Here is a 501-nt window from a genome sequence, read left to right as displayed (position 1 = left end):
CCGCGGGCATGGCCGCGGTGATCTCCTTCGCCACCGACCTGTTCGACGCCCCGACCGTCGCGGAGTTCGGCCGCCGCTACCTGCGCGTGCTCGAAGCCGCCGTCGCCGCGCCGGAGACCGCCGTGCGCGACATCAAGATCCTCGACGAGGCAGAGCGCGCTCGCGTGCTCACCGAGTGGAACCACACGCGGCACGATCTGCCCGCGGCCACCGTGCTCGAACTGTTCGAGGAGCAGGTGCGGGCCAGGCCCGACGACCCCGCCGTGGTGTTCGACGGCGGCATCCGCGGCGAAGGGGAGTTCGGCCCTCCGGTCGAGCTCAACTACGCCGAATTCGCCTCGCGCGTGAATCGCCTGGCGCGCAAACTGATCGACGCGGGCGTCGGCCCGGAGTCGCTGGTCGCGGTCGGCATCCGCCGGTCGGTGGACATGCTGGTGGCGATCTACGCCACCATGACCGCGGGCGGCGGCTACGTGCCGATCGACCCGGACCACCCGGCCG

Annotated in this window: 1 protein-coding gene; it reads left to right on the top strand. The window is 72.3% G+C overall.

What is annotated here, in order from left to right:
- Nucleotides 1-501 (top strand): AMP-binding protein (locus tag IU459_RS37555; protein WP_195134310.1); only part of this gene is annotated, 501 nt, incomplete at both ends.

The sequence above is a fragment of the Nocardia amamiensis genome, assembly GCF_015477605.1.
Lineage (GTDB): Bacteria > Actinomycetota > Actinomycetes > Mycobacteriales > Mycobacteriaceae > Nocardia > Nocardia amamiensis_A.
This window is presented reverse-complemented; position numbering and strand designations above follow the sequence as displayed.